The organism is Sulfurimonas sp. (assembly GCF_041583195.1).
In the GTDB taxonomy this organism is placed as follows: domain Bacteria; phylum Campylobacterota; class Campylobacteria; order Campylobacterales; family Sulfurimonadaceae; genus Sulfurimonas.
This window is the reverse complement of sequence record NZ_JBFHGL010000001.1, coordinates 44,992-66,708: the sequence shown is the minus strand read 5'-3', so window position 1 is coordinate 66,708 and position 21,717 is coordinate 44,992. Positions and strand designations below refer to the sequence as shown.

The following is a 21,717-nucleotide window of genomic DNA, read 5'->3' as shown; positions in this document are numbered from 1 at the left end:
ATCTCACAAAAATTTTTGTTAAAGGATAAAATTTGCCAAAAAAAGCTGTATTGGTAATTACCGACGGTATTGGATATAGTCCCCAAACTGAATATAATGCTTTTTATAATGCTAAGAAGCCGACATATGATAAACTATTTGCAAATACACCTCACTCACTTATAGATACATTTGGATTAAGTGTAGGCTTACCTGAGGGACAAATGGGAAATTCAGAAGTTGGTCATATGACTATTGGAAGTGGTAGAATTTTATATCAAGATTTAGTGAAGATTTCACTTTCACTAGAAGAGAACACTTTTAAAGACAATAGTGAATTTCAAAAGCTGTTAGAGAGCTCAAACAGACTGCACCTGATCGGTCTTATGAGTGATGGTGGAGTTCACTCGCATATAGACCATTTTATGGGAATAGCAAAGCTTGCTGAAGAAGATGGTAAAGAGGTTTTTTTACACCTTATAACTGATGGTAGAGACGTAAGCCCGACTTCTGCTCAAAAATATTTGGAAATTGTTGAAAAATTTGTAAGTGATAAAGTGAAAATTGCTTCAATAAGCGGTAGATTCTATTCTATGGATAGGGATAACCGTTGGGAGAGAGTTAAGCTTGGTTACGATGCTATCGTTAATGCAAACCCTAAAACAGATTATACTCCTGAAGGTTACATAGGCCACTCTTATGCTGATGGTGATACTGATGAGTTTGTTATGCCGACTGCGTTTAATGGATATGATGGTATTGAAGACGGTGATAGTGTCTTAACTATAAACTTTAGAAGTGACAGAATGCGTGAATTGGTAAGTGCTATTGCAGATCCTGCTTTTACAGGTTTTGATACTAAAAACCTAAACATACATATGGCAACTATTACAGAGTATGATAAAAGTTTTAAATATCCTGTATTATTTAAAAAAGAAGCGCCTACAAATACTTTAGCCGAAGTTATCTCTAAAAATGGTTTAAGACAATTGCATACGGCTGAGACTGAAAAGTATGCTCACGTAACATTCTTTTTAAACGGTGGTATAGATGAACCGTATGAGAATGAAACGAGAATTCTTATTCCAAGTCCTGATGTTAAAACTTACGATATGAAACCTGATATGAGTGCTAATGAAGTTACTGAGCAGGTTTTAAAAGCTATGGATGATGATTATGATTTTATAGTTGTAAATTATGCAAATGGTGACATGGTTGGACACACTGGTGACTATGAAGCTGCTAAAAGTGCAGTTGAGACAGTAGATGCTCAGCTTGGACAAGTTTTAGAAAAAGCTAAAAACAATGGGTATGCTTTTGTTCTTACATCTGATCATGGAAACTGTGAAGAGATGAAAGATAAAGATGGAAATGTTTTAACAAACCATACTGTTGGAAAAGTTTGGTGTATGGTTGAAGCTGAAGGTGTAAGTAAAGTTGAATCGGGTGGATTAAATAATATCGCACCGACAGTTTTAAAACTTATGGATATAGAGATCCCAGATGAGATGGATCATAGTTTAGTATAACAATTAAAATTAAGGAGAATAATTAGAATGAAATTTTCAGGTAAAAACGTATTAGTTACAGGTTCAAGTCGTGGTATTGGAGCAGAGATTGCAAAAACATTAGCAGGTTTTGGTTTAAAAGTATGGATCAACTACAGAAGCGGTGCAGAAGCTGCAGATGCTATAAAAGATGAGATCGAAGCTACAGGCGGAAAAGCTGCTGTTATTGGTTTTGATGTAAGTGACGAAGCGGCATTTACTGATGCTATTAAAACTATTATAGATAGTGACGGAGAGCTATCATACCTAGTTAACAATGCAGGTATTACAAACGACAAATTAGCACTACGTATGAAGACAGAAGACTTTATGTCTGTGATTAATGCAAACTTGACATCATGTTTTATAGGTTGTCGCGAATTTTTTAAAGGTGCTAGAAAGAAAAAATTCGGGTCAGTTGTAAACATTGCTTCAATCGTAGGTGAAACTGGTAATGCTGGTCAAACTAATTATTCAGCGTCTAAAGGCGGTGTTATAGCTATGACTAAATCGTTTGCACTTGAATCTGCTACAAGCGGTATCCGTTTTAATACTATTACTCCTGGTTTTATAGCAACTGAGATGACAGATGTATTAAGTGATGAGGTTAAAGAGGGACTAAACAGTAAAATTCCAATGGCTAGAATGGGTGAGGCAAGAGAGGTTGCAGAAGCTACAGCTTTCCTTTTAAGTGACCATTCTAGTTACATAACTGGTGAAACTTTAAAAGTTAATGGCGGAATGAATATGGCATAACTTTTTGTTTAAGAAAAGTTTGTTATAATTGCGAGATAAAAATTAAACATAGGAGTCATGATGGCACTTTTAGATGATATTAAAGAAGTAGTAGTTGAGCAGTTAAGCGTTAGCGCTGATGAAGTAAAAGAGGACGCGAAGTTTGTTGAGGATTTAGGTGCTGACAGCCTTGATGTTGTTGAACTAGTAATGGCTCTTGAAGAGAAATTTGATATCGAAATTCCAGATGATGAAGCTGAAAAAATCCAAACTGTTAAAGATGTAGTTGAGTACATCGAAAGCAAATAATCTAAGTTCAATTTAGAATATTTTTAAAGCCGAGCAATTAGCTCGGTTTTATAAAGTATTTTATATTTTTTTGGGAGTTCTTGATGAGAAGAGTTGTAGTAACTGGTTTAGGTATGATTAACGCTGTTGGAAATGACAAAGAGAGTGCATTTAAAGCTATTTGTGATGGTGTATGTGGAATAGATACGATCACATTATTTGATCCGACAGATTATGCTGTTAAGATTGCCGGAGAAGTAAAAAACTTTGATCCATCAGAAGTAATGCCTCCAAAAGAGGTTAAAAAAGCTGACAGATTTATTCATTTAGGTTTAAAAGCTGCGAAAGAAGCTATGGATGATGCTAATTTTTCAGAAGATACTGATATGACACGTTTTGGTATTAGTGCAGGTAGTGGTATCGGTGGTTTACCGTCAATCGAGAAAAACTCTGTTATTTTAGAGACTCGTGGACCAAGAAGAATTTCACCTTTCTTTATCCCTGGTGCACTTGTAAATATGCTTGGTGGTTTCGTTTCAATTGAACACGGTACACAAGGACCAAATCTTTCTTCTGTTACAGCATGTGCAGCTGGTACTCACGCTGTAAGTGAAGCTGCAAAAACAATTATGTGTAACGGTGCAGACAGAATGCTAGTTGTTTCAGCTGAGTGTGCAGTTACAGGTGTTGGTGTTGGTGGTTTCGCTGCTATGAAAGCACTTTCTACAAACAATGAAAACCCTAAAGGTGCTTCACGTCCGTTTGATGCAAATCGTGATGGTTTTGTTATGGGTGAAGGTGCTGCTTCATTAGTTCTTGAAGAGTATGAAAGTGCTGTAGCGCGTGGTGCAAAAATATATGGTGAGATCATCGGTTTTGGTGAGAGTGGAGATGCTAACCACATTACTACACCAAGTTTAGACGGTCCTGCTCGTGCTATGAAAGCTGCATATAAAATGGCAGGTGAGCCGAAAATTGATTATGTAAATGCTCATGGTACTTCTACACCGATCAACGATAAAAATGAAACAGCAGCAGTAAAAGAGTTATTAGGTGAAGCAACACCTCCAATGAGTTCAATTAAAGGTCAAATTGGTCACTGTTTAGGTGCTGCAGGTGGTATCGAAGCTGTTACTTGTTTAATGGCTATGCGTGATGGAATTATCCCTCCGACAATCAACTATGAAACACCTGATGAAAACTGTGATTTAGATTACGTACCAAACGAGGCTAGAAAAGCTGAACTAAAAACTGTTATGAGTAACTCTTTTGGTTTTGGTGGAACTAACGGCGTATTAATTTTTCAAAAAATCTAATTTAAGGATTTAGTTTGGCTACGTATTTAGACTTTGAACAAAAGATAAAATCTATTCAAGAAGAGATTATATCTGCACGTGTTCGCCATGACGACAATAAAGTATTAGAACTTGAGAGTAGTCTTGATAAGGCAGTTGATAAAATATATACAAATTTATCAGACTTTCAAAAGCTTCAACTTGCTCGTCATTTAGATAGACCATATGCCTTAGATTATATAAATCTTCTTATGCGCGATAAATATGAGATTCACGGAGACCGTCACTTTAGAGATGATCCAGCTATTTTATGTTACCTTGGATATATAGGTGATGAAAAAGTAATGGTTATCGGTGAGCAAAAAGGCCGTGGTACTAAAAATAAAATTAGAAGAAACTTCGGTATGCCTCATCCTGAAGGTTACAGAAAAGCACTTCGTGCAGCAAAACTAGCTGAGAAGTTTGGTATACCTGTAATGTTCTTGGTTGACACTCCGGGTGCATATCCTGGAATTGGAGCTGAAGAGCGTAATCAGAGTGAGGCTATTGCAAGAAACTTGTTAGAACTATCTGAACTTAAAACTGAGACTATCTCTATAGTTATCGGTGAGGGTGGTTCAGGTGGAGCACTTGCTATCGGTGTAGCTGATAAGTTTGCTATGATGCGTTACTCTGTATTTAGCGTTATTTCACCTGAGGGTTGTTCAGCAATTCTTTGGAATGATCCTGCAAAAGCTGAAGACGCTACTAAAGCTATGAAAATTACGTCTGCTGACTTAAAAGAGTTAGACTTAATTGATGATGTAATAGCTGAGCCGTTAATTGGGGCACATCGTGATCGTGACGGTGCTGCAAAAGCTATAGGTGATTACTTCCTAAATGAGCTTAAGAAGCTTCGTGAGATGAGTGAAGAGGAGCGTATGGAAGCGCGTTACAATCGCTTAACTAGTATGGGGGCTTTCTCAGAGTAGAAAGTTCATATAACAACGCATCTTCTTCGTTGTTATATTCGTCGCATACTACAGTATGCTTCCTCAAATAACGTCTCGAATCTACATTATTCTATAAACTTTTGAGACTATTTTAAATATTAATCTTCTGAATTTTCTGTACTTTCTTCTTCTTTATAAAGCGGATCAAGTTTCGGTCTTTTTAACATCTTCGCATGTTTGGAAAACTTGATAAGATCTTCTACTGTTTTTACATCTTTATCAAGATTTTTCATGCACAGTTTAAATAGCTCATAGGTAGTTAAAACATCACTCATAGCTCTATGGTGTGTAGCATCTGGATATAGGTTGAAAAACTCATTTAAGTAAGATAGAGAGTATCTGTAAGATACTACTGTTCTTTGTGCAAGCTGCAGTGAACACAGTGAACGGTTAAGCAGAGGAGCCAGACCAATTTTTTGCATACTTGAAGATATGAAGTTATAGTCAAATTTTACATCATGTGCTACAAATATAGCATCCCCTAAAAACTCTTTGAATTTGTATAGTACATGTTTTAGCTCTGGCGCATCTTTTGTATCTTCTGCACTAATACCTGTTATCTCAGTTATATGTTTGTTTATCGATTCAGTATGAACCAAAGATTCATATCTGTCTATAACCTCTCCGTTCTTAACTTTAACAGCACCTATCTCTATAATCTGGTGTTTCTCAATTTTTGAGCCGTTAGTTTCAATATCTACTATGCAAAACTCTGCATCTTTAATTTTTAAAAATTTTGTAGCAAAAAAATAGTTTCCATGATGTTTTTTGATCTCTAAACCCTGAGCATGCCACAACTCTAAAACAAAATCAAAATCATTTCCAAGCTGATCTTTCAGGTGTTCTTTTGCTAAACCTTTGTTTGAGAGTTTATTTATACTTTTGTCATTAAGTACAATGTTTTTATTTAGCATTATCGATAAATTCTTTTACTTTTGCAGAGTCTTTTACACCATGACTTTTCTCAACTCCGCTACTTACATCCACACCATAAAAACCGTAACTTTTAAGAGTATTTACATTTTTTGGATCAAGTCCGCCTGCAAGAATTATTTTTGAGCAGTCAACTCCATCAAACCATTCTATGTTTATACGTTTACCTGCTCCGCCATATGCTTCACAGTAAGCATCTACCAGTCTATACTCATCTGAGAATTTTAAAATATCTTCTTTATTTTTAGCACGAACTACTTTTATGTGTGGAACTTTTAGATCTTTATACAGATCATCAGGAACATCAAAATGAAGTTGTGCAAGAGTTGCACCGCTTTCTTGACACACAGAGTTAATAGTATTTGCATCAACATTTACAAAAAGAGCGACTTTTTCTACAAAAGGTGGAAGTTTAGAGATGATTTTTTTAGCATCAACTACAGATATATAGCGTGGAGATTTCTCATAAAAGACAAAGCCAAGTGCATCTGCACCAGCTTCTATTGCATCTATTGCATCTTCATAAGAAGTAATTCCACATATTTTAGTACGCATTATATTTGAAGACTCTTTATAGCTTTTTCTCTGTCTTCTTGTTTAAATACATAGCTTCCTGCTACTACAATGTCAACACCTACATCTTTTAAAGACTGAACATTCTGATCGCTTACTCCGCCGTCTACTTCTATAAGACAATCCGGATTAAGTTTATTTCTCATCTCATTTAGCTTTTTAGCTTTTGGAATTACTGAGTCAATAAAACTTTGTCCACCAAAACCTGGATTTACACTCATAAGTAAAACCATATCTAAGTCTTTTAATAAATATTCTATAGACTCAGGCGGTGTATGAGGGTTAAGTACAATAGCCGGTTTTATACCTAATGATCTTATTTTTTGAATTAGACGATGAGGATGTTTTTCCTCCTCTATATGAAAAGATATGTATTCAGGTTTTAGTGGTGCGAAAAGCTCCACAAAAAATGTGTTGTTTTCAACCATTAAGTGTATGTCTAAAGGTTTTGTAGCGCATTTAGCTACGCTAGATACTACAACTGGACCAATAGTTAGGTTAGGCACAAAGTGACCATCCATAACATCAACGTGAACTAAGTCACATCCTGCATTACAAATCTCTTCAACGTCACGTTGAAGATTTCCAAAATCAGCACTCAATATACTAGGAGCTACTTTCATTATTACAAACCTTTACTTTCAATAATGGAATTTTATCTAAGAAGATCTTTTATCTAGTTAAGAAAAACAGGAACTTGTCGTTATCAAACACTAGATCTACCTGAACACCTTTTTTATCTTGCGCAACTTCTAAAAGACCGTCTATAGAATGGTATGTTCTAGGAAGTGTAATATTTACGTTTACACCGTGATCCCCAAGAAGTGATTTTACTTTACCGCCTACGATATTTACAAGTTCAGCTAAAGTATCTAAGATCATCTCTATATCATCCGTACTCTCACCAATTAAAAGCTCGCAGGCTTTTTTAGCGATCTCTTTAGGAAATACAAGTATTACCATACCGTCTATGTCTCCGTAAAAGCCAATAGAAGATGCTATTTTTCCATCTTTTTCTTTTATATCAATATTACTTACTTCAGCAGCTTCTTTTGCAGCTTTTGAGTTTGTCATCATCTCAATAGTTTTAACAGTAGCATCTATAAATTCAGGTAGTTTTTCTACTAATGCTTTATTAATTGCTCTTTTATTTTTTACATTTGCGGCACTACTCGCACCAAGCTCTTTTAGAAGCTCTTTATTACCCAAAATGTCATCCATTTGTGCATAAAATATAATACCTGCATCTTCCATGTTCTCTTGGAAAGTATCTTGTATTTTTGTACCATCTAGCCCGACAAAACATATTGTTGCATTGTATTCAGCTGCACTTGATGCAAGTCTTGTAAAAAAGTTTAGAGCATGAATATTCATACTTACGACTTTATAAGCATCAAATATAAAGAGTCTGAAACCTACATTTAGAGAGTTGTTATGATAAGCTATGTTAAATGTATTACCAATTTCAGTATCTAAAAATGCTGATACGGTATATATTATTGCATTTCCGGTTACCCTTGTTGCGATGTTTTCACCCATTTGACCAAGGTAAGTATCTTGTATTATATTGTCATAAGCACTTTTATTAGCACTCTTTTCGGTAAATTCTTCCTTTGTTTGACAAACAACCGGATTATGTCCAAAATCATGTAACTCTATTGCCATTGCAGTTCTTTGTGATTTGTCATCACTGTATAAAAGTACATTTGCACTTTGATTTTTAAAGCTGCTTGAAAATAGTGTGGCATTGTTGTAATTATTAAATATTGAGAAGTTTATTTTGTTCTCGTAAAACTTTGTGATCGCTACATACTTCTTGTGATCAACATCGCAAAAACCAACCGTAATATTTTTTTTATGTCTTACTTTAGAAAACAGTTTTATAAATACGTCCAAACCGTTTTTATTAAAAAATATAACTTTTTTTAAAGAGACTAAAATCATATCTACGTTTAGATCTATAGTCGAATCTATATCTTCCAGACTTAAAAACGTAGCCGTATTGTTTCCGTCTAAAAAACCTTGAGGGCTAAAAAGTCCTATTCCGTTTTTAACTAATGCTCTCATTCTATCTCCATAACATTTAAAAACTCTTCATAAATATCGCCAACGTAATCTACTTGAAAGTCTATAAAATCATTTAAAGATGCTTGAACAAACATCGGTTGCGAAAGTTCATAAAAAAGTAAAAGGTGCATCCATTTCGCTAATGTATCAATCTCTTTGTCTGTAGATGGGCTTATACCTGATGCACTATATACAATATCTGAGATATCTTCATGCATATCCCATTTCTCAGCAATTTGTACACAAATATCAAAAAGTGATATTCCGCAAAGTCTTTTTAAAATAGTATTGTAATCAAGGTGGTGTACACTTCTTAACATATCTACATCTTTTTTTGCTTTTCCAAATAGTGCTTCTGATACGATTATACTTGCCGGTAAAAGTGTTATGGCACTCTCTATCTCTTTGTCGTTAATACCCAAATGTTCAAGTATCTTTTTCCACTTTATAGATAGGTTTACTTGCAATTCGTTGAACTTCTTTTCGTTTAGATCAAATAGTTCCCATTCTTTTGGTGATAGTAAAGTTAACATATAGTTATAAAGTGTTTGTTGAGAAGCAGGTAGTCCCAAAATACCAAATATCTGTCCAATATCACTTACTTTATTTCTAAAACCGTATAGAGGTTTATTTACTAAATCAGTAAGATAACTCTTTAATGCCAAGTCGCTTTCAGCTACTTTTGCCGCTTTTGAAAGTTCTCCATTGTTTACTATTCTCATAGTCTCTTGTAAAATTTTAGGAGTCGGTGGGATCTTTTCTATAAATAGATCTATATCTTCTTTTGTTACCATTTAAGTACTTTAATTGTAATTTTGTTTGATTTTAGCTATATTTGTATAAAATGATCATTAATTAATAATTTGAAAGTATAAAAATAAGTTTAAGTTGCAGTTTTGCTTTAGTTTGCTATAATTCGCAACTTTTAAAATTCAAATAAGGATTTCAGATGGCTAGAAAATGCGCTATCAGTGGCAAAGGCCCAATGAGCGGAAACAATGTTTCTCACGCGAAAAACAGAACTAAACGTCGTTTCTTACTTAACTTAAGAACTGTAAGAATTACACAAGAAGATGGAACTACTAAAAAAGTAAGAATCTCTGCTAGAGAATTACGTACACTTAAGAAAAACTCTTAAGTTTTAAAGGAAAAAGTATGAATCTTTCACAAAGGATTCGTAAGTTTCTACATTGGGAGATATCTCCCAAACCAGATGTTAAGCTTCTGCCGGAAGTTTACCCCCTCTTAAAACCATTCCGTTTACCTCTTATTTTAACCGTAATGACCATGATGATTGGTACTATGGGTTATGTTGTTATTGATGACTTCAAACTTATGGACGCAATTTACCAGACAGGTATTACATTTACTACAGTTGGATTCGGTGAAATAGCTCCTGTTTCAGATGCAGGGCGTATATTTACAATCACATTGATCATAGCAGGTTTTGCTGTATTTACCAGTGCTATAGGTATCTTGATTGCAGAGTTGAACAGAGGACATATTGTTGCCATTTTAAAGGAGCGTAGAATGTTATATAAGATTGCAAGACTTAAAAAACATTTTGTTGTGTGTTATCATAATGACTACACACTAGAAGTTACTAAAGAGCTTAGAAAAAATCATATACCTTTTGTTGTAGTAGATCCAAGACCTGAGATCCACGAATGGGCAAGAGAACATAATTATCCAACATATTTAAATGCTGAACCACACGCAGAAGATACTATGCTTAAAGCACATCTTGCATCTGCAAAAGGTTTGATAACGCTTTCTGACTCTATATCTGATAATATCGCTCTAATTGCTTCAGTTAGACTTTTTGAAAAAGAACATCATCTGCCTCGCCCGTATTATGTTATTTCTGCAGCTGAACTTACAAGTGATGTTGATAAGCTCAAAAAACTTGGTGCAGATACGGTTGTATCTCCTACCAGACTTACGGCTCAGAGGGTTAGTGCAATGGCAGCACGTCCAGATATGGAAAATCTGCTAGAAGAGTACTTGTATAAAAGTGATAATCCTATCGATATGCAGGAAATTGAGATTCCAAAATACTCTTGGTCAGTACTTAAAAAGTTAAAAGAGACACACTTAAGACAAATAACAAATATATCGGTAGTAGGTATAACTAAAAAAGATGGAAAGTTTATACCGGTACCAAAAGGTGAAGTACTTATTACAAGTGAGTGTAAATTGCTTGTTATCGGTACACAAGAAGATATTAGAACAGCTAAAAATTTAATAAGAAGAAGAGAAAAGCCTAAGGAGCTTAGAATTGTATAAATTAACAAGTTTAGACAGCGGTGTATGTAGTGCCGATGGTTTTTTTGCCGATGGCGTAAGTGCAGGGTTAAAAGCAAACGGTGCACCAGACATGGCATTTATATATTCAGACACTGCTTGTGATGTAGCGTCAGTATTTACTACAAACAAGATGGCAGCAGCACCTATTAAACATTTTAAAGCAAAAGGGGAGTTTCAAACAAACTTTGTTTTGATCAACTCTAAAAATGCAAATGCTATGACAGGTAGTGCTGGTGTTGAAGATATTAATGAAGTTATGGAGTGTTTTGGTGATATGCTGAACCCTGTAATGAGTTCAACTGGAGTGATCGGCGTAAGGCTTCCAAAAAAGAAGATCATTAATGGAACTAAACTTTTTGACATTACTCAAAAGAATCCTGCAAATGCTGCAAAAGCTATTATGACGACTGACAGTTTTTCAAAAGAGTGTGCATACAAAGTTGAACTTGAAGACGGTAGTAGTTTTAACATAGGAGCTATGGCTAAAGGTGCAGGTATGATAAACCCTGCTATGGCTACAATGCTTTGTTTCATAACTACAGATGCAGATGTAAATGCAGTTGAGATGCAAAAAGTTTTAGATGAAGTTACAAAAACAACTTTTAATGCGGCAAGTGTTGATGGTGATACGTCTACAAACGATACTGTAATGGTTTTGGCAAACAAAAAAAGCGGAGCTTACGACAAAGAAGCTTTTTCTGAAGCACTTGAAAAAATTATGCTATTCCTGGCACGTGAGATGGTGCGTGATGGAGAGGGTGCTACAAAACTTGTAACATATGACGTAAGCGGTGCAAAGGATGATAAAGAAGCTGAAAAAGCTGCAAAGGCACTTTCAGATTCACTTCTTGTTAAAACTGCTCTGTACGGTGAAGACCCAAACTGGGGTCGTATAGCATCTACAATAGGTGCAAGTGGGGTTGAATCAAATGAGATGACTCTTAAAATCTCTTTTGATGACGTATGTGTATATGACAAAGGTGAAGTTTATTTTGATGCAGAAATGGAAGCCAAAGCTGCTGAAGTTATGAAAAAAGATATATTCACTATCTCTTGTGAGCTAGGAATTGCAAACGGAAGCTTCAAAGCTTACGGATGTGATCTTGGTTATAAATACGTTGAGATAAATGCAGACTATAGAACATAGTCTGCATTTATAAATTATTGATACTCGTTTTTAAACTCTACATATCTAGAAGCTGAAGCATATAACTCTTTAACTTCTTCATCAGTCAGCTCTCTGATAACTTTTGCAGGTGCTCCCATGATCAGTGAACGAGGTGGGAATTTTTTGTTTTTAGTAACAAGTGAATTTGCTCCGACAATACTCTCTTTACCGATCACTGCACCATCAAGTATAGTAGCACTCATACCGATTAGACAAGCATCTTCTATTGTACAGCCGTGAAGCATAACGCGGTGTCCGATTGTTACGTCATTGCCTATGATCGTAGGATTGCCATCACCATTATTTGCACGTGCTTCACCTTTGTGGTGTGTTACGTGGATCATAGAAAGATCTTGTACACTTACACGATTACCTATTTTAATGTAGTGAACATCTCCGCGAACTACAGTTCCAAACCATATAGAACAATCTTCCCCACACTCAACATCGCCGATAACGTCAGCCGATGGTGCTATCCATGTATTTTTTCCTAATTTTGGTGTATAGTTTTTAAATTTATGTATCATAATTAACTCTCTAAAAATAATCTATTTGCCAGTAGTTCAGCACTACTTACAGAATCTTTTTGCATAGTTTTCATAACTTTGTTTACATGCTCTTCTAGCATTCTATGGTTGTTAATAACACTATCACCTTCTTGACGTTTTACTTTTTTGTATGTACCGTCACTTTGAAGTTCGTGTGCTAAAGTATTGTCAGCTATTTGAAGTTTTAAAATCTGTAAAATTTTAGTTTTTGAATCTTCATCTTTAATAGCAGTTAACAACTCAATTCTTCTCATAAGATTTCTTGGCATCCAGTCAGCTGATGATATATAAATACCTGTCTGATCGTTTTTAAAGTAAAACACACGTGGGTGTTCTAGGTATTTTCCAAGTATAGATATTACGCGAATATTTTCACTTACACCTTCTAAACCTGGTTTTAAACAACAAATACCGCGTACAATCAGATCTATTTTTACACCAGCTTGACTAGCTTTGTAAAGTGCACGGATAACGTCATCGTCAACAAGTGAATTCACTTTTGCAATGATCTGACCGTTTTTACCTTTTCTAGCTTCATTTTGAATTAGTGAAAGTATTTTAGGTTTAATTTGAGCAGGTGACATATACAGCTCGTCAAGTTTACCTTTTTTACTAAAGCCAGTTAAAAAGTGGAAAAACTTAGTTAGATCGTTTGTAACATCAACGTTACTTGTCATATAACTCATGTCTGTATATATTTTTGCAGTTGAAGGATTATAGTTTCCAGTCCCTATGTGTGCATATTGTTTTAGTTTTCCATCTTTTCTACGTGTTACAAGTGCAGCTTTTGCATGAACTTTAAAACCTTTGATCCCGTAAATAACATGTGCACCAGCAGTCTCTAAGGCTCTTGCCCAGATAAGGTTATTCTCTTCATCAAATCTAGCTTTTAGCTCAACCATTACAGTTACCTGTTTTCCACTCTCACTTGCTTCCATTAGGGCTTTAACGATTGGAGAATTCTGACCTGAACGGTATAGAGTCATTTTAATAGATACAACATCTTTATCTTTTGCAGCATCTTGAATCAGTTTTACAACAGGCTCAAAACTAGCATATGGATGATACATAAGTGCATCTTGCTTATCTAAAATATTGAATATATTCTCACCGTTTTGAAAAGGTGGAAGCATTTTAGGTTTAAATGACGGTGCAAGAAGGTGTGCAAAATCTTTGCTCCCTACTATCTGCCACAGTGATGATAGATTTAAAAATGTATGAAATCTATATATATCGTCTTTGTATACATTTGTATGGCGGTTAAAAAAGTCTATGATCTCCTCATCAGCTTTAGCACCTGCTTCAAGTCTTACCATTGCACCTTTACGGCGAAGTTTTAGACCCTCTTCAAGAATCTCCATAAAATCATCCGCTTCTTCCTCTTCGATCTCGATATCTGCATTTCTTGTTACACGGAATGATGCAAACTTGTCTAAAGTATATCCTGGAAATAGATCTTCAATATGCTGAGCTACAACACTCTCAATAAGCACAAACAGACCACTTTCAATCTCAATAAATCTGTCTAAAACACGCGGAACACGTACTATTCCGTAACGCTCTATGGCTTCATCTTCCATATCGTTTAGTTTTACTATTATTCCAAAACTAAGGTTGTTCAAGTGTGGAAACGGGTGTGTTGAATCTACTGCAATAGGGATAATAACAGGGTAAATTTCTTCATTGAAAAATTTATCCAGTTTATGTTTTTGAGCTTGCGTAACATCTTTGTAGCTTTTTACAAAGATTCCCTCTTTTTTAAGCTCTTCTAAGATGTTGTTCATGCAATGCTCAACAACTTGCTGTTCTTGGTGGAGGTATTTTCTGATCTCACGTAATTGCTCAAGGGGTGTAAGTCTATCGGCACCCGATACAATGATCCCCGCTTGAAATAGTTTTTTTAATCCTGCTATACGAATCATATAAAACTCATCAAGATTTGTTCCGTAGATGGCTAAGAATTTTAACCTCTCTAACAGTGGAAGCGATTCATCTTGAGCTTGCTTTAATACTCTTGTATTAAATTGTAACCATGAAAGTTCACGGTTGTTATAAAGTTGCGGGTTTTTTAGATTTAACATTTAGCATACTATCCTAGGATTTAATTAATGCGATTATATCTAAAAGTTCCTAATTACTTGATAATACCACTGCCTTTGTAATTGGCAGAGTGATAAATAGTAACACCGTTCTTGCGTGCATAGTATTGCATAAGTAGTTTTTGAAGTGTCGGCTCGATTGAAGGTGCAAACCATGCGTTATTACTTGTCGCAATTACATAATCTACTTCACCCTCATATATCTCGCTGCATGTAGCTTCATAACAGATTGCATTTCTAAACTTTTCACCTTTTATTATAAGATCACTTGGTTTCTCCGCTGTTTTAAAATCAGCCTGACCTGCAAAAAAAGTATCGTTTATAAAGTCTTGTGCAAATTTTGGAAGGGGAACATATTCTCCAAACGGAACAAGTACGAGTTTTTTTGCAAAACTGTACTCACCGTTTTGAAAAAGGTAGGTTACATTGTAGTTATTTGGTTTTTCATAATATAGTGAACCTGTGACAATAGTTATATCGTAAGATATTTGTCTTAGCTGGTCTATTATTCTTGGATTTTGATTCATGTAGATCGGGAAAAAGGATTCTGGAAATACTATAACATCGTAACCTTGCTGAATTGCTTTTCTCATCTCTTTATAGGCAAATATCAAAGTCGGATCCAGTGAGCTTCTTAACCATTTTTTATCTTGTTTGATATCTGTTGCTACAAGTTTTATTTTTAAGTCGGTATCTTTTTGTTCTTTTGAGTATATTGATAAAGAGGGTGTTGCCAAAACAAGTATAAAAAGAGGTAAGAATTTGTATTTGTTTTTGATGTAAAAAGGGATAGTAAGTGAAGCCAAAATCAGTGCAAGTTGGTATTTGTATATACCAAGATAACTATCTACAAATAATAACTCAATCTGCATCCAGTTCCAGTCCATAGGCTCTATAAAACTAAGTACAAAAAGTAAGAGTGCTCGGATGTAAGGCTTGTCTGTAAATGCCAATACTCCAAAAAAAAGTGTGTATATAATTGCAAAGCCGAGTGTCACAAAAGGGGCTAGGTATCCTACACCATTGTATTTAAAACTGTAACCGATCCAGTAAAACCAAAAAAGACCTATGAAAAATCCAGCCGCCAAAACAGATCTCTTTGGCAGGTATAATAGAGATGTTATTGCTAGTAGCCCAAAGAAAGTATTTATAAATTTTACTGTTATTCCATAATGCTCAAAATATATAAAAGCACTAAATAAAATAGCACTGATAAATCCTCTGATTATGTGTAAATAAAGTTTGTTATTGTAAAAAAAATGTTGCATATGGCAATTATACATAATTTTACTTTTGTATTAATATTCTTTTTGTATAATCCTTAAAAATTTTATTTAAGGACAGTCCTAATGGAAGCATTAAGTCAATTATTGCCATTTATATTTTTAATTGCAATTATGTATTTTGTAATTATTCGCCCCCAGCAAAAAGAAGCTAGAGAGAAACAAGCTATGATCGAAGCACTTGCTAAAGGTGATAAAGTTGTAACAAATGGTGGATTTATTGTTGTTGTTAACAAAGTTGAAGAGAAATTTTTCAGCGTAAAAATGAACGATGATACTATTGTTAAAATAGCAAAAGATGCAATCGCAAGAAAGTACGAGGATGAAGCTTAATTTTCGTATTGTAATTTTCGCTCTTGCTATAGTATTCGGTGTGGCTTTTTCCATACCGAGCCTACTTCAGACAGAGGGTGGAAAAAAGGTAAATCTCGGTCTTGATCTTCAAGGCGGTCTTCATATGCTTCTGGGTGTAAAAACAGAAGAAGCTACTACTTCACGTTTAAAATCAATTGCAGCCAGTATTAAGTTTTTTACAGACAAAAATGATATCTTAATAGATGAATTAAAGTTTGACGAGAGCGCTATCTCTTTTTTACTTTTAGATACGGATGATACTAAGCATATAAAAGAACACCTAAGCTCAATAGAGGGTTTAAATGTAATTTATGCAGCTGAAAATATCTCTATGAGTTTTACGCCAGAAGAGATAGTTAAAACTAAAAAGCAGGCTATTGATCAAGCAATTGAAACTATTAGAAACAGACTTGATCAGTTTGGTCTGACTGAACCTGTAGTTGCAAAACAGGGTGAAGAGAAGATCCTTGTTCAGTTAGCAGGGATTAAAACTGCGGCAGAGGAACAGCGTGCACGTGAACTTATTAGCCGTGCTGCAAAGCTTGAACTTATGGCTGTTGATGAAGACAGAGCTGCACGTGTTTCAGTGATGAATGATGCAGAAGCTGCTTCGTTTGGTGATGTAATCTTACCTGATGCAAAAAATGAAATGAATAGATATCTTGTAAAAGAGATTCCTGTTTTAGACGGAAGCATGTTAACAAATGCTAATGTAGGTTTTGATCAAAACAACCGTCCTGTAATTAACTTTACACTTAATGCCGAAGGTGCTGCTATTTTTGGAGACTTTACAGGTAGAAGTGTTGGTAAGCGTTTAGCTATCGTACTTGATGGAAAAGTTTACTCTGCTCCAAATATTAACGAGCGTATAGGTGGCGGAAGCGGTCAGATCTCAGGTGATTATACTGTTATGGAAGCAAAAGATTTAGCAATTGCTCTTCGCTCAGGTGCACTTTTAGCTCCTGTATATATGATGGAGAAAAGAAGTGTAGGTCCTAGTTTAGGAGCTGACTCTATTGAAGCTTCAATGATAGCACTTATCGGCGGGTTTATTTTAGTAATTATTTTTATGGTTGCTTACTATAAATTAGCAGGTCTTATTGCAAATATTGCACTAATTGCAAACCTTTTTATAATACTTGCAGTTATGAGTCTTTTTGGTGCAACTCTTACACTCCCTGGTATGGCAGGTATAGTACTGACGGTTGGTATGGCAGTTGATGCAAACGTTATTATCTCTGAGCGTATACGTGAGCTTATCTATGAAGGAAAGTCAATTCATAAAGCGATAGAAGAGGGATACCAAAATGCTATGCGTGCTATTTTAGATGCAAATATAACTACACTAATTGCGGCAGTTGTACTTTATGCGTACGGAACTGGTGCTATTAAAGGTTTTGCAATTACGATCAGTATCGGTATTTTAGCATCTATGCTTACTGCAATTTTAGGTACTCATGGAATTTATGAGTTACTAGAGAAGAAAATTCAAAAAAGTAAAAACAACCGTTTATGGTTTGGGATTAAAGGGTAATTATGGAATTTTTTAAATATACGAAAACCTTTAATTTTATGGGGAAGTCAAAACTTGCAATGATTCTTTCTATTGTATTAGTTCTTGGCTCTTATGTTATTTTAGCTACAAAAGGTCTAAATTACGGTGTTGACTTTGCAGGTGGTACTGTTATACAAGTTAAGTATGACAAGACTGCTCCTATAGATGATATGCGTGAAAAACTAAAGTCTAATGAGCTTTTTAACGGATCATCTATAACAGAATTTGGTGCACCTGATGAGGTAGTGATTCGTATGAAATCTACTACTGCAAGTGTAACCGTAGATATAGGTGACGTGACTCGTGAGGCTCTTAAAGGTACAGGGAATTATGAGATCCGCCGTGTAGATATAGTCGGTCCAAAAGTTGGAAACGAGTTAAGAGAAAAAGGTGTTATGTCTTTAATCTTAGCTACCATCGGTATTTTAATCTATGTAGCATTTAGATTTGAATGGCGTTTTGCTGTAGCATCTATTTTTGCACTTGTTCATGACGTTTCAATTGCCCTTGGCGCAATTGCAATTGTAGGACTTGATGTAAACCTTGATGTATTAGCTGCGCTTTTAACAATTCTTGGTTACTCGCTTAACGATACAATCATTGTATTTGACCGTATCCGTGAGGGTGTTACAAACAACAGAAACTCTGATCTAGCAGAGAGTATTAATGAGTCAGTTACTCGTACACTTGCTCGTACAACTTTAACTTCGTTAACTACGTTCTTTGTTGTATTTACACTATTCATTTTTGGTGGTGAGATTATTCATGCCTTTGCATTTACATTGCTTGTAGGTGTAGTTGTAGGTACTTACTCATCTATCTTTGTTGCATCTCCAATCCTTATGTGGTTTGGTTTTTCAGTTAAAGATTACCATGCTAAACTAGCAAAAAAAGCTCAAAGAGAAGCAGAAAAAGAGCGCATGCGTGCTCAGTTTGAATCTGGTGTGATGTAGAGTTTTCTACATCATCCAAACTTTTCAGTCACCCCTTAACAATTTTTTAGTATAATCACTCAGTAAATTTTAACAATAAAAGCGACACAAGTGTCGCGGGCTTTCTGCCGAAGAAATCCAAGTGATAACGTAGGTAACTGAATTACTTCAGTTACAGTGATTAAATAATGGGGAAAAGGTTCCCTTGAATTTATGAAATAAATTAAAGGAAAAGATATGGATTGGGGTAAAGTAATATATGTGTTTTTCTCATTAATGAGTTTAACATCGATCGCAGGTTTTTTATATGAACACAGTGCAGTGGCACTTTTTGTAGCGGCAAGTTTAAATCTTGTTTCAACATTTTTAAAAATTGGTGTAAGAAATTTACTTTCAGCAGAACTTTTGGCATCTTCACTAGTAGCGGATCTACACCTTATTCCAGCCTTTATATATCTTCAAGTTATTGGTAATTTAGAATGGGCAATTGCATTAACAATAGGTGCATTAATTGCGAACATGTTCTCAGTAGGTCTTGTATATATTGAGAGTTCAAAAACAAATGACGAATATTAATACACTAAAAAATTTTTAAAGAAAGAACAAAATTGGAATACAACTCACAACAGATAGAAAAAAAATGGCAAAATTATTGGAAGGAAAACAGAAGTTTCGAACCAAGCGAAGATTTTACTAAAGAGAAAAAATATATATTAAGTATGTTCCCATTCCCAAGCGGTCGCTTACACATGGGACATGTTAGAAACTACTCAATCAGTGACGCGTTTGCACGTTACTACCGTCAACAAAATTTTAACGTTCTTCACCCGATCGGTTTTGACAGCTTCGGTATGCCAGCTGAGAATGCAGCTATAAAAAACGGTTCACATCCTAAGGGTTGGACTTACGACAATATAGATTATATGAAAAACGAGTTTTATTCACTTGGTTTTTCATTTTCACGTGAGCGTGAACTTGCAACAAGTGATGAACTATATACTAAGTTTGAGCAAGGCTTCATCATTGATATGTATAACAAAGGTCTGCTTTACCGTGAAAAAGGTCTTCTTAACTGGTGCCCTCATGACCAGACAGTTTTAGCAAATGAGCAGGTTGTGGATGGTTGTTGTTGGAGATGTGATACACCTATCGTTAAAAAAGATATGAATCAATACTATTTTAAGATCACTCAGTATGCAGATGAACTTTTAGATGATCTTAAAAAACTTGAAAACGGTTGGCCAAAACAAGTTCTGACTATGCAGGACAACTGGATCGGTAAGTCAAACGGTTTAGAATTTGATCTGTTTTTTGATGATGAAAGTAAAGCTAAATTAAATAACACTTTTGAGTCTTTTGATGTGTTTACGACTCGTCCTGATACTATCTATGGTGTAAGTTACACGGCAGTTGCTCCTGAGCATAAAATAGTAACTTATATGATTGAAAACAAGCTTTTAAGTGATGAAGTTATCTCTGAAATCGAAGCTATGAAAAACGCTTCAAATATAGACAGACAAAAAGAAAAAGCAGGAATTGACTTAGGTATAAGAGTTAAGCACCCGCTTTTAGATAAAACAGTTCCTGTTTGGATAGCTAACTTTGTACTTATGGATTACGGTAGCGGTGCTGTTATGGCAGTTCCTGCACACGATGAACGTGATTTTGACTTTGCCAAAAAGTATGATTTAGAGATCAATGCTGTAATCAACCCTAAAGATGGTGAACATGACTTTACTTCAAGTGCATATACTGAACGTGGTATTCTTTTTAACTCTTGTGAGTTTGATGGAATGGATAGCAAAAAGAGCCAGTACAACATAATCAAACATTTTGAAGATAACAATATAGGTAAAAAGACGACTAACTACAAACTAAAAGATTGGGGTGTGTCTCGTCAGCGCTACTGGGGTGCACCGATCCCTTTTGTTCACTGTGATAAATGTGGTTTAGTTATGGAGAAAAAAGAGAACTTACCAATTGCACTTCCTGAAGATATAGAGATCACAGGTGAGGGTAACCCTCTAGAGAAACATCCTACTTGGAAACACTGTTCATGTCCTGAATGTGGCGGTGATGCAACTCGTGAAACTGATACTATGGATACTTTCGTTGAATCTAGCTGGTACTTTTTACGTTTTTGTGCAGACGCATCTAACTGGGAAAACGAGGCATTCTCGCACGAGCAGTTAAAATACTGGATGGGTGTTGATCACTACGTAGGTGGGATTGAACATGCAGTACTTCACCTGCTTTATGCACGTTTCTTTACAAAAGTATTCCGTGATTTAGGATATTTAGATTTTGATGAGCCATTTGAGAGACTTCTTACACAAGGTATGGTATTAAAAGACGGTGCTAAGATGTCAAAATCTAAAGGTAACACGGTTGATCCTGATGCAATAATTGAAAAGTACGGTGCAGATACGGCAAGGCTTTTCATACTTTTTGCAGCTCCACCGACACAAGAGTTAGAGTGGAATGATTCTGCAGTTGAAGGTTCATACAAATTTATCAAACGTTTTTACGACAGAGCTTCAAACATTGTTGCAACTGATTCAATCCCTACGATCGATCACTCAAGCCTTAGTAAAGAGGAAAAATTTGCTCGTAAAAAAGTATATGAAGCACTACAACGTTCAAACGATGTATTTAATGAGCGCTACACTTTTAATACAATGATTGCAGGTGTTATGGAAGCTATGAATGCATTAAACGCACAGTCAAACTCTGATGTTTGGACTGAAGGTTACTGGATACTGAGCTCTATCATGGAACCTGTAATTCCACACGTAGCTAGTGAGATAAGTGAGAAATACTTTAATCTTAAAAACTTTGTTCCTCAATCAATAATAGATGAAGTTTTCGTAGAAGATTCTATTACAATGGCAGTTTCAATTAATGGTAAAGCAAGAACTGAGATCGAAGTGGCAATTGATGCAGACAAAGATAGCATCATCGATCAGGCTAAAGAAGCTGGGGCTAAGTGGATTGATGGCAAAGAGATCATTAAAGAGATAGTAGTTCCTAAAAAACTTGTTAACTTGGTTGTAAAAGGCTAA

At 35.3% G+C, this 21,717-nt stretch carries 21 protein-coding genes; 13 read left to right on the top strand and 8 right to left on the bottom strand.

Features of this window, described 5'->3' with window-relative positions; translation table 11 throughout:
• The first annotated feature begins 32 nt into the window (after positions 1–32).
• The 5 genes from gpmI to accA all read left to right on the top strand — a co-directional run bounded on the left by gpmI (position 33) and on the right by accA (position 4,815).
• Positions 33–1,508, top strand: coding sequence for a 2,3-bisphosphoglycerate-independent phosphoglycerate mutase (gpmI, locus tag ABZA65_RS00340; RefSeq protein ID WP_373069408.1), 1,476 nt, complete (start codon positions 33–35; stop codon positions 1,506–1,508).
• A gap of 27 nt (positions 1,509–1,535) precedes the next feature.
• Positions 1,536–2,282: a 3-oxoacyl-ACP reductase FabG gene (fabG, locus tag ABZA65_RS00335; RefSeq protein ID WP_373069406.1), complete on the top strand. Its 747-nt coding sequence runs from the start codon at positions 1,536–1,538 to the stop codon at positions 2,280–2,282.
• Between the two features lie 60 nt (positions 2,283–2,342).
• Entirely contained in the window at positions 2,343–2,570 is a 228-nt protein-coding gene (gene acpP, locus ABZA65_RS00330) for an acyl carrier protein (RefSeq protein ID WP_373069404.1), read from the top strand.
• Between the two features lie 83 nt (positions 2,571–2,653).
• Positions 2,654–3,865 carry a beta-ketoacyl-ACP synthase II gene (locus ABZA65_RS00325; protein ID WP_373069402.1) on the top strand — a complete coding sequence of 404 codons (1,212 nt, stop codon included), beginning with the start codon at positions 2,654–2,656 and terminating at the stop codon, positions 3,863–3,865.
• A gap of 14 nt (positions 3,866–3,879) precedes the next feature.
• On the top strand, positions 3,880–4,815 hold the full coding sequence (accA, locus tag ABZA65_RS00320; protein WP_373069400.1) for an acetyl-CoA carboxylase carboxyl transferase subunit alpha: 936 nt from the start codon (positions 3,880–3,882) through the stop codon (positions 4,813–4,815).
• 119 nt (positions 4,816–4,934) lie between these two features.
• Here the strand turns inward: accA and ABZA65_RS00315 are convergent, their stop codons facing one another.
• From ABZA65_RS00315 to ABZA65_RS00295, 5 genes are read right to left on the bottom strand one after another with little or no spacing between them, the layout of a single operon-like run.
• Positions 4,935–5,750 (bottom strand): 3'-5' exonuclease, encoded by an 816-nt coding sequence (locus ABZA65_RS00315; RefSeq protein ID WP_373069398.1) that lies wholly within the window; start codon positions 5,748–5,750, stop codon positions 4,935–4,937.
• The gene (locus tag ABZA65_RS00310) at positions 5,740–6,324 is read right to left on the bottom strand and encodes a phosphoribosylanthranilate isomerase (protein WP_373069396.1); all 585 of its coding nucleotides are present in this window, start codon (positions 6,322–6,324) and stop codon (positions 5,740–5,742) included. The genes ABZA65_RS00315 and ABZA65_RS00310 overlap by 11 nt, the downstream gene beginning before the upstream one ends.
• Positions 6,324–6,965 carry a ribulose-phosphate 3-epimerase gene (gene rpe / locus ABZA65_RS00305; RefSeq protein ID WP_373069394.1) on the bottom strand — a complete coding sequence of 214 codons (642 nt, stop codon included), beginning with the start codon at positions 6,963–6,965 and terminating at the stop codon, positions 6,324–6,326. The genes ABZA65_RS00310 and rpe overlap by 1 nt, the downstream gene beginning before the upstream one ends.
• Positions 6,966–7,014: 49 nt before the next feature.
• Positions 7,015–8,409, bottom strand: coding sequence for a chemotaxis protein CheX (locus ABZA65_RS00300; RefSeq protein ID WP_373069392.1), 1,395 nt, complete (start codon positions 8,407–8,409; stop codon positions 7,015–7,017).
• Complete coding sequence (locus ABZA65_RS00295; RefSeq protein WP_373069390.1) at positions 8,406–9,203, bottom strand: HDOD domain-containing protein; 798 nt, start codon at positions 9,201–9,203, stop codon at positions 8,406–8,408. Before ABZA65_RS00295 ends, ABZA65_RS00300 begins: the two co-directional genes overlap by 4 nt.
• Before the next feature lie 155 nt (positions 9,204–9,358).
• On the opposite strand from ABZA65_RS00295, the gene rpmB reads away from it, so the two are divergent.
• The 3 genes from rpmB to argJ are packed head-to-tail and all read left to right on the top strand — an operon-like array spanning position 9,359 to position 11,863.
• A complete protein-coding gene (rpmB, locus tag ABZA65_RS00290; protein WP_373069388.1) occupies positions 9,359–9,547 on the top strand; it encodes a 50S ribosomal protein L28 in 189 nt (62 codons plus the stop codon).
• Between the two features lie 17 nt (positions 9,548–9,564).
• Positions 9,565–10,695, top strand: coding sequence for a TrkA family potassium uptake protein (locus ABZA65_RS00285; protein ID WP_373069386.1), 1,131 nt, complete (start codon positions 9,565–9,567; stop codon positions 10,693–10,695).
• A complete protein-coding gene (argJ, locus tag ABZA65_RS00280) occupies positions 10,688–11,863 on the top strand; it encodes a bifunctional glutamate N-acetyltransferase/amino-acid acetyltransferase ArgJ (RefSeq protein ID WP_373069384.1) in 1,176 nt (391 codons plus the stop codon). The genes ABZA65_RS00285 and argJ overlap by 8 nt, the downstream gene beginning before the upstream one ends.
• A 14-nt stretch (positions 11,864–11,877) precedes the next feature.
• Here argJ and ABZA65_RS00275 read toward each other — a convergent pair whose 3' ends face one another.
• Genes ABZA65_RS00275 through ABZA65_RS00265 form a run of 3 tightly spaced genes read right to left on the bottom strand, consistent with a single transcriptional unit; the run spans position 11,878 to position 15,799 of the window.
• Complete coding sequence (locus ABZA65_RS00275) at positions 11,878–12,411, bottom strand: gamma carbonic anhydrase family protein (protein WP_373069382.1); 534 nt, start codon at positions 12,409–12,411, stop codon at positions 11,878–11,880.
• A gap of 2 nt (positions 12,412–12,413) precedes the next feature.
• Positions 12,414–14,513 carry an RNA degradosome polyphosphate kinase gene (locus tag ABZA65_RS00270; RefSeq protein ID WP_373069380.1) on the bottom strand — a complete coding sequence of 700 codons (2,100 nt, stop codon included), beginning with the start codon at positions 14,511–14,513 and terminating at the stop codon, positions 12,414–12,416.
• A 53-nt stretch (positions 14,514–14,566) separates the two neighbouring features.
• Positions 14,567–15,799 (bottom strand): apolipoprotein N-acyltransferase, encoded by a 1,233-nt coding sequence (locus tag ABZA65_RS00265; RefSeq protein WP_373069378.1) that lies wholly within the window; start codon positions 15,797–15,799, stop codon positions 14,567–14,569.
• 81 nt (positions 15,800–15,880) lie between these two features.
• Between ABZA65_RS00265 and yajC the strand changes: the two genes are divergently transcribed.
• The 5 genes from yajC (at position 15,881) to leuS (ending at position 21,717) form a co-directional block, all read left to right on the top strand.
• Positions 15,881–16,147, top strand: coding sequence for a preprotein translocase subunit YajC (gene yajC / locus ABZA65_RS00260; protein ID WP_373069376.1), 267 nt, complete (start codon positions 15,881–15,883; stop codon positions 16,145–16,147).
• The gene (gene secD / locus ABZA65_RS00255) at positions 16,137–17,702 is read left to right on the top strand and encodes a protein translocase subunit SecD (RefSeq protein WP_373069374.1); all 1,566 of its coding nucleotides are present in this window, start codon (positions 16,137–16,139) and stop codon (positions 17,700–17,702) included. The genes yajC and secD overlap by 11 nt, the downstream gene beginning before the upstream one ends.
• A 2-nt stretch (positions 17,703–17,704) precedes the next feature.
• On the top strand, positions 17,705–18,676 hold the full coding sequence (gene secF, locus ABZA65_RS00250) for a protein translocase subunit SecF (RefSeq protein WP_373069372.1): 972 nt from the start codon (positions 17,705–17,707) through the stop codon (positions 18,674–18,676).
• Positions 18,677–18,892: 216 nt separating this feature from the next.
• Complete coding sequence (locus tag ABZA65_RS00245) at positions 18,893–19,231, top strand: DUF6394 family protein (RefSeq protein WP_373069370.1); 339 nt, start codon at positions 18,893–18,895, stop codon at positions 19,229–19,231.
• Between the two features lie 32 nt (positions 19,232–19,263).
• Positions 19,264–21,717 carry a leucine--tRNA ligase gene (leuS, locus tag ABZA65_RS00240; RefSeq protein ID WP_373069368.1) on the top strand — a complete coding sequence of 818 codons (2,454 nt, stop codon included), beginning with the start codon at positions 19,264–19,266 and terminating at the stop codon, positions 21,715–21,717.

Bases quoted from the DNA above. Each gene is read 5' to 3' on its own strand.
- fabG (WP_373069406.1), top strand. From the start codon at position 1,536: ATGAAATTTTCAGGTAAAAACGTATTAGTTACAGGTTCAAGTCGTGGT.
- acpP (WP_373069404.1), top strand. From the start codon at position 2,343: ATGGCACTTTTAGATGATATTAAAGAAGTAGTAGTTGAGCAGTTAAGC.
- ABZA65_RS00325 (WP_373069402.1), top strand. From the start codon at position 2,654: ATGAGAAGAGTTGTAGTAACTGGTTTAGGTATGATTAACGCTGTTGGA.
- ABZA65_RS00315 (WP_373069398.1), bottom strand. From the start codon at position 5,750: ATGCTAAATAAAAACATTGTACTTAATGACAAAAGTATAAATAAACTC.
- ABZA65_RS00310 (WP_373069396.1), bottom strand. From the start codon at position 6,324: ATGCGTACTAAAATATGTGGAATTACTTCTTATGAAGATGCAATAGAT.
- rpe (WP_373069394.1), bottom strand. From the start codon at position 6,965: ATGAAAGTAGCTCCTAGTATATTGAGTGCTGATTTTGGAAATCTTCAA.
- ABZA65_RS00300 (WP_373069392.1), bottom strand. From the start codon at position 8,409: ATGAGAGCATTAGTTAAAAACGGAATAGGACTTTTTAGCCCTCAAGGT.
- ABZA65_RS00295 (WP_373069390.1), bottom strand. From the start codon at position 9,203: ATGGTAACAAAAGAAGATATAGATCTATTTATAGAAAAGATCCCACCG.
- rpmB (WP_373069388.1), top strand. From the start codon at position 9,359: ATGGCTAGAAAATGCGCTATCAGTGGCAAAGGCCCAATGAGCGGAAAC.
- ABZA65_RS00285 (WP_373069386.1), top strand. From the start codon at position 9,565: ATGAATCTTTCACAAAGGATTCGTAAGTTTCTACATTGGGAGATATCT.
- ABZA65_RS00275 (WP_373069382.1), bottom strand. From the start codon at position 12,411: ATGATACATAAATTTAAAAACTATACACCAAAATTAGGAAAAAATACA.
- ABZA65_RS00270 (WP_373069380.1), bottom strand. From the start codon at position 14,513: ATGTTAAATCTAAAAAACCCGCAACTTTATAACAACCGTGAACTTTCA.
- ABZA65_RS00265 (WP_373069378.1), bottom strand. From the start codon at position 15,799: ATGCAACATTTTTTTTACAATAACAAACTTTATTTACACATAATCAGA.
- yajC (WP_373069376.1), top strand. From the start codon at position 15,881: ATGGAAGCATTAAGTCAATTATTGCCATTTATATTTTTAATTGCAATT.
- secD (WP_373069374.1), top strand. From the start codon at position 16,137: ATGAAGCTTAATTTTCGTATTGTAATTTTCGCTCTTGCTATAGTATTC.
- secF (WP_373069372.1), top strand. From the start codon at position 17,705: ATGGAATTTTTTAAATATACGAAAACCTTTAATTTTATGGGGAAGTCA.
- ABZA65_RS00245 (WP_373069370.1), top strand. From the start codon at position 18,893: ATGGATTGGGGTAAAGTAATATATGTGTTTTTCTCATTAATGAGTTTA.